The sequence below is a fragment of the uncultured Pseudoalteromonas sp. genome, assembly GCF_963922945.1.
In the GTDB taxonomy this organism is placed as follows: Bacteria; Pseudomonadota; Gammaproteobacteria; order Enterobacterales; family Alteromonadaceae; genus Pseudoalteromonas.
Genome location: NZ_CAWUKC010000131.1, coordinates 1 through 5,593, shown reverse-complemented (window position 1 = coordinate 5,593; position 5,593 = coordinate 1). Strand labels below are relative to the sequence as shown.

The following is a 5,593-nucleotide window of genomic DNA, read 5'->3' as shown; positions in this document are numbered from 1 at the left end:
GCATGGGCGACCTCGAATTTTGATAGTTTAAAAATAGTACACACGATTAAAAAACGTGCTAGGGTAAGTAATAGCGTTATACAACACTGACTTAAATACACAATTATAAAAAGGTGAACACATGCAATTTAATCAAACAATGATAGATGAATTTACGTTATTAGCTAAGTTTCCGCGTGAGAGCAAAATGCAAGGGATTAAGTTACATTCTGACGCTGCGCCAAATTTATTAAGTGCTGCACAAAGACTATTTGAAAAAGGGGTAATAGATAGCCCAGATGGTGGCTATTTAACCGACCTGGGCCTTGATTTAATAGAGCACGTGAGTGTTATTCACAGTGCGTTAAAAAGTTAAACTGCATCGCGCTGATTTTGCGGTGCGGCGTCACTAAATGCAGGGAGTGCATTACAGCGCGCATAAATGGCTGCAATTTTTGGGTATGCAGCCATATCAACATTAAAACGCAGCGCATTAAATACCTGTGGCACTAAGCATATATCTGCCAGTGAAGGTTTGCCTCCTGCGCAAAAGTCATTGCTTTCATCTAGCATTAACTCAATTTTTTCAAAGCCAAGCTCAACCCAATGTTTATACCACGCAGTTTTAGCTTGCTCGTCGACCCCCAACTCATTAGTTAAGTATTTAAGTACTCGTAAATTATTCACTGGGTGAATATCACATGCTATTGCATAGCTAATATTACGTATTTGCGCTTTTTGCCATGCAGTGCCATAAATTAACGGCGTTTGCGGAAAGCTTTCATCTAACCATTCTAAAATAGCCAGTGATTGCGCTAATATGCCTTCGTTTGTTTCTAGAGCGGGCAGTAAACCTTGCACGTTTTTATCTAAGTAAGGCTGAGCTAGCTGTTCAGATTTAAGTAAATTAACAAATTGCATATCATGCTTAATGCCTTTTAAATTAAGTGCTATGCGAACACGGTATGCAGCAGATGAGCGAAAGTAGCTGTAGAGTTTCATTGTCATTATTCCTCGCCTGTAAAGTGTTTAGTGATACTACGCCAGCATTGAGTGTAATCAGTTTGCCGCTCTTTTCCTTCAAGGGCATATTTCGTGGGCGATATTATGTAACGAGACTCAAACATAAAGGCCAGCGTGTTCTCGTATTTTTGTGGTGTGAGCTCAGCGTTAGATGCTTTTTCAAATACTTCAGCCTCAGGGCCATGCGGCGACATGCAATTATGTAAACTAGCACCACCGGGTACAAAGCCATGCTCTTTTGCATCGTAAACTCCCTCTATTAAGCCCATAAACTCACTCATAATATTACGATGATAGTAAGGAGGTCTAAAGGTGTTTTCTGCTACCATCCACCGCGGTGGAAAAATTACAAAATCTACATTTGCCATGCCTTCAGTAGCTGATGGCGAAGTCAGTACAGTAAAAATAGAAGGGTCTGGGTGATCAAAACTCACCGTGTTAATAACATTAAATCGGGCTAAATCATATTTATACGGGGCGCTATTACCGGTCCAAGCAACCACATCAAAAGGTGAGTGAGTAATTGGGCAGCTAAATAGATTACCATTAAATTTAGTCACTAATTCAAAGTCACCCTCTTTATCTTCAAATGCCGCAACAGGATATTGAAAGTCTCTGTCGTTGGCGTAGCCATTGGCCCCGACGGGGCCGCGCTCAGGAAGCTCAAACGCATGGCCGTAGTTTTCACAAATGTAGCCACGTGCAGTTTCATTTATTAAATCAACCGAAAACTTTATCCCGCGTGGTATTACTGCAATTTCACCAGGCTTTACAGTGAGCTTTCCGCACTCAGTGTGTAATAGCAATTCGCCCTGTTGAGGTACAAACAATAGCTCACCATCGGCATTACAAAAATAACGGCCTTGCATAGAGCTGTTAGCAACATACACATGAATACCAATACCCGATTGAGCATTGGCACTGCCGTTTGCAGCCATTGTAATTAATCCATCAATAAAATCAGTAGGCTTTGAGGGAATATCAATCGGGCTCCAGCGCATCATCGTAGGAGGTGTAATTGCTTCAGTAATAGGGGCTGTTCTGATTAATGCGTTATCTATAGCAGTGTAGTCGCCTTGTACTACAGATGGACGCAGGCGATACAACCACGTGCGGCGATTAGCAGCACGCGGAGCCGTAAAGGCCGTAGAGCTAAATTGCTCAGTGTATAAATTATATTTAACTTTTTGTGGGGTAAATTGCCCAATAGGCAGTGCTCCGGGTAGCGCTTCGGTTTCAAACTCATTGCCAAAACCGCTCATGTAGTTTATTTCGCTGGCCATAATGTGATCCTGTAAGAGTGACAGTGTTTTATCTTTCTGGGCCTGTTTATCTTTCGAGGTTGAATTTGCAGCAGTCTGTTTGGTAATTGGCAAGACAGAGCTTATGCAGCGTTTGTTCCCCATAAATAGGCGATACGTAGCATAAATGCCAAACAGGCGCTGCCCGAAGGGTTCTGCCTAGGGGTCATTTACTCTTTGTTGCTCGGTTTTTACTTATTCTTACATGGATGTAAGTCATTAGAATAACGCAGGAGCAGTTATCGAGCCCACTAGGTTACAAACCTCGCGCCGCGATTAAATGGCCCCTAGATTGAACAAATTTCAATTCTCAAAGGTCAACAGGCCCTAATTAGTTTAAAATACTCTCATGTGAGAGTAATTTCAAATGAGTGCATGTTTTAGCCTGTAAATTAAAATGCACAGTTTTCATGGTGTGTAAATATGATGAGAAAGCAATAATGAAAATAGATTTAGAGCACTTTTTACCTTATCAGTTAAATCAGATGGCAAATCACATAAGCGATGATTTTGCGCGTGTTTATCAGCAAAAATACGACTTAACGATTCCTCAATGGCGGGTGTTGGCAAACTTGGCGCAATATGGCAAAAGTAATGCTAAAGATTTATGTACACAAGCCAATATGGACAAGTCAACGGTTTCGCGAGCTATTAAATCATTTCTACAAAGAGGGTATATACAAGCTGAATTAAATCAGCAAGATAAGCGAGTAACTCAGGTTATGTTAAATGAGCAGGGCAATGCACTTTACAAGCTGATAGCGCATGATGCACAAAACTGGGAAGCGCAATTAGCTAAAAAATTTACCAAGCAACAACAAACGCAATTGCTAAATTTACTAAAAGAGCTTAAAAGGGCTTTATAATCCCAACCTTTAAAGTCGATCAGTTAATCAGGTGGATTGGCATAAAAAAGCCCATCAAATGATGGGCTTTAATAAACATTTAGTCTTTACACTAATGAGATTAGAAGGTGTAACGTACACCTACACGCATTTCCCATACAGAAGCACTGCTTTCTGTTGTAGTACCTACGTTGTTTGAGTTGAAACCAGAGTATACATAGCGTCCATCTTCATCAATAGATGTAGAGATAACACGATTACCTACGAATGAGCCCTTCTTAAGAACGCCCCAATCATCGTTTAACAGGTTAGTTAAGTTATCAATTACGAAGAACGCCTCACCTTTATGACCATCCATAAAGCCTGGTAATTCTTGAGTAACTTTAAAGTTAAATTTAACTAACCAATCAGCATTTTGAGAATTACGTCCAGTTATCTCACCACGCTTTAACCCTTCAGATGCAATAAATTCATTGAATTCATTGATTTCGTCTGCAGACATGTCGTAAACAACGTTAGGATCGTTTTCAAGTGGTACGTAAAGTAATTGACGAGAACCAAATCCGTAATTATTTGTATCACCAAATGCATTATCACTACTATTGTAAACATAGCTATAAGGTAAGCCTTTGTATGCTTCACCGTATAGGTTAAAACGAGTTGCATAACCATCTACGAACTCATGCGAATAGCCAAGCGTCATAGTAAAACGATGTGGGATTTCGTAATCCGATGAAGCAACACCTGGATCACCAGGGTTAGTTAAAGCTACATTACTGTAGTTTGAATCAGCTACAGAGCTTGTCATTGGGCTAACATCGTCAGCGTCAGTGTAAGCGTAGCCAAAGCTCATGTTAATGCCATTGTCGTAAAATTTACTTACTCCAAATGAAATTACTGAAGAATCGCCACCGTCACCATTTACGTTTGTAAGTAAATAATCTCTAGAGCGTCCTTCAACAGATCCATATAAAGGGCGTCCGTCGAATGTTGTTGTTGGAGTATCATTATCTATTAAGCCCAGAGCAATCAGTTTTGTTCTATCTTGTAAGCCTAAATCAATCAACGTCGCAGCGTCTTTCTTCTTCGAGTATAAGTAATCAAGTGAAATTACATAATCATTTTCAGTGGTGTATGTTGCACCAATTGAGTACTTCCACTCTGAAGGAATTTCAAAGTCAGGGTCTACTGCATTTGTAACAGCATCACCAGAGCCAATTACTGTACCTGCTACTTCATCAAATAAAGATTGAGGTACTTCATAACCCGGCGTGCCACCATTAACGTTAGTCGTATTGAATAAGTCAACATCATCAATACGAGTATCAATATTCGTAATACCATCATTTGAATAAGAGTTTGATAACCAAACATTCGGGTTACCACCAGAGAATAAGCCAACACCTGCGCGAACTTCTAACTCGTCTGTTGCATACCACTGGAAGCCAACACGTGGTTGAAGCAAATCAACACCATCAAACGTACTTTGGTTAGTAATACCGCTTGGTAGATCTGGGTATAGCTCGCTGTTTTGGTATCTATCAGCAAAGTTTTGATTTAAGCTTGGTTTATCACTACTTGTATATTTATCGTAACGAAGGCCAAAAGTTAAGGTCGCATCTATATCAGAAAATGCATATTCGTCTTGAACATAAAACGTATGTTGAGCATATTCAAAGCTTGCAGCAGCATCGTTTGGATCATTAGTGCCAGCAGCATTATTGTAGTAAACACGGTCAGCAAAACCATTTTCAAAATCTTCAACATTGTTGAATCTCCACTCGCCTTGAGTGTGTTGTACAAATAGGTTGAATATCTCTAGGTTTTCATACTCATAACCAGCTGTAATAGTATGTTGGTCTAGGTAGTAAGTTCCTGCAAACTTAGCCATTGTAGTATCGTAGTCTAAATCGTTAGATTGACGAGAATCATCTGGACCAATGTAAATTGTGCCGCCGTTAGCGGTACGAATTTGCATTTCACCGAAACCACTCGCTGAATCTAAAGATTGAACACGTGCATCAAGCTCAGACTTACCAATGCGTACTTCAGTTGAAAAATCATCTGACCAATCTGAGTAGATTGAGCCAATGATTGAAGTAAATTCTGCACCTTGCTCATAGAAATGATTTGATAGAGAAAGTTCATCGTTATCAGCATCAGATTGAGAGATAGTAAATGCATCATTATAGTTATAGATTAAGTTTGCACGATGGTTTTCATTGATGTTCCAATCTAATTTAACTAAGATTTTTTCATCTTCAATCGGCATACTTGAAGGCATTCCACCAACATCGTAACCATATACATCTTGAGCTGCTGTAATAACACGTGATAAATCATCAGATGTAACTGAACCGCTAGTTAAACCACCGTAGTTAAACTGTTGTACACCTTCAAGTTTTTCGTATGAAGTGAATAAAAATAGTTTATCTTCGATTAACG

General features: G+C 39.7%; 5 protein-coding genes. 2 read left to right on the top strand and 3 right to left on the bottom strand.

Annotated features, from left to right (window positions below; translation table 11 throughout):
* Nucleotides 1-121 precede the first annotated feature (121 nt).
* A complete protein-coding gene (locus AABI99_RS17340; protein ID WP_338367371.1) occupies nucleotides 122-355 on the top strand; it encodes a TIGR02647 family protein in 234 nt (77 codons plus the stop codon).
* Here AABI99_RS17340 and maiA read toward each other — a convergent pair.
* Complete coding sequence (maiA, locus tag AABI99_RS17335; protein WP_338367372.1) at nucleotides 352-981, bottom strand: maleylacetoacetate isomerase; 630 nt, start codon at nucleotides 979-981, stop codon at nucleotides 352-354. The genes AABI99_RS17340 and maiA overlap by 4 nt on opposite strands.
* Nucleotides 982-986: 5 nt before the next feature.
* Nucleotides 987-2,285, bottom strand: coding sequence for a homogentisate 1,2-dioxygenase (gene hmgA / locus AABI99_RS17330; protein ID WP_338367370.1), 1,299 nt, complete (start codon nucleotides 2,283-2,285; stop codon nucleotides 987-989).
* 458 nt (nucleotides 2,286-2,743) lie between these two features.
* On the opposite strand from hmgA, the gene AABI99_RS17325 reads away from it, so the two are divergent.
* Nucleotides 2,744-3,169 (top strand): MarR family transcriptional regulator, encoded by a 426-nt coding sequence (locus AABI99_RS17325; protein WP_338367369.1) that lies wholly within the window; start codon nucleotides 2,744-2,746, stop codon nucleotides 3,167-3,169.
* Nucleotides 3,170-3,269: 100 nt separating this feature from the next.
* Here the strand turns inward: AABI99_RS17325 and AABI99_RS17320 are convergent.
* Nucleotides 3,270-5,593 (bottom strand): TonB-dependent receptor (locus tag AABI99_RS17320; protein WP_338367368.1); only part of this gene is annotated, 2,324 nt, incomplete at its 5' end.

What these genes read in the sequence shown, in the direction of transcription:
- AABI99_RS17340 (WP_338367371.1), top strand. Translation starts at nt 122, where the DNA reads ATGCAATTTAATCAAACAATGATAGATGAATTTACGTTATTAGCTAAG.
- maiA (WP_338367372.1), bottom strand. Translation starts at nt 981, where the DNA reads ATGAAACTCTACAGCTACTTTCGCTCATCTGCTGCATACCGTGTTCGC.
- hmgA (WP_338367370.1), bottom strand. Translation starts at nt 2,285, where the DNA reads ATGGCCAGCGAAATAAACTACATGAGCGGTTTTGGCAATGAGTTTGAA.
- AABI99_RS17325 (WP_338367369.1), top strand. Translation starts at nt 2,744, where the DNA reads ATGAAAATAGATTTAGAGCACTTTTTACCTTATCAGTTAAATCAGATG.